The sequence below is a fragment of the Oleiphilus sp. HI0079 genome (assembly GCF_001635105.1).
Genome location: NZ_LWFT01001382.1, coordinates 1 through 1,195 on the forward strand (window position 1 = coordinate 1; position 1,195 = coordinate 1,195).

The window sequence follows — 1,195 nt, forward strand, 5'->3', positions numbered from 1 at the left end:
ACATGTTACTGTTCAATCTCACCTCGCCAAAGACACGCACCTATATCCGTCGATTATGTTGAGCCTCTTAACGATTATAAACCGCATTAAAAGCCAGGCAACCGGCAATGACTTATCAAGGCTCTAAGCATACATACGCTCTTTCGTCTTACCGCCGAATGTTGATAGTACGGACATTCGCTGCCTTACTTTCAACTCGAGACGCGGGTTTTCGAACATGAACGACAAAGGATTCTCGCGCACGCTAACTCATATTAGCAACTACCACAGCTCGTAACTCGATTGTGCTAGGTACGATTCTAAGCCTTAGACCGTTAAAGCGCGATAACCGTATCTTGGACAAAAGATAAAGTCCGGGCAAGATCGCCAGTTGCCCGCAGAAAACGAGAGACAAAGAGCAGCACAAAACCTCCCCTGTTTTGGTCGATCCAGATTGATGCCTCAGAATTCAGCGCTCTTACCGATAAGATAATATGTATTGCATTGATGTTCGTTAAGCACGCTTTGTTCGATGCGACTTCTTTGATGCGACTTATTCGAACTGCCCTTGGCTATGCACGTCATCCCAACTCTATTTTGCAAAACAGCCGATACGTTTCTTGCAGCATCTGTTTTATCGCCTATAAGTATACGCACTAATAATATGGCTTAATTCAATAAGCCTTGAGGAGGCATAGATGACATTAAAATTCAAACATACAGCGTTAGCAGTGGCAGTAGCGTGCACCTCTGTTCCTGCGCTCGCCGATATAAATATTAATGGCTTCGCTTCAGTTGGCGGTGGCTTTTATAGTGCATCCGATACTGTTCTAGCCATGAACTCTGCAAAAGAACAGTCGCTTGCAACAGAGCAACAAGCGGTAGAAACCGGTGATGCGCTCAACCAAATTAAGTCAAAGATCGAAGACGTGAACGGCATGAGTCTAACGATTGCATCAGCGACCGAAGAGCAAAGCATTGTGGTAAATAGCGTGAGCGAAATAATCAACAGTATGTATGACTCGGCCGAAACAACGGATTCTGCGTTCAAAAAAGTGGCTGCGGTCGCGGACGACTTATTATCTACTTCGAAGTCTCTGAATGATGCGACATCTCAATTTAAATTGTAATTTAGACCATCACCTCAGATCTATTCTCAGAGTGAAAGCGTGGTCTATGCGCTTGCTTTTTACGCTCAAGCGCATCGCTACCTGCG

General features: G+C 44.9%; 1 protein-coding gene. It reads left to right on the forward strand.

All coding sequences use genetic code 11. The annotated features are described in order from the left end of the window. Positions 1 to 677: 677 nt before the first annotated feature. Positions 678 to 1,109: a hypothetical protein gene (locus A3750_RS23825; RefSeq protein ID WP_068457209.1), complete on the forward strand. Its 432-nt coding sequence runs from the start codon at positions 678 to 680 to the stop codon at positions 1,107 to 1,109. Positions 1,110 to 1,195: the final 86 nt, after the last annotated feature.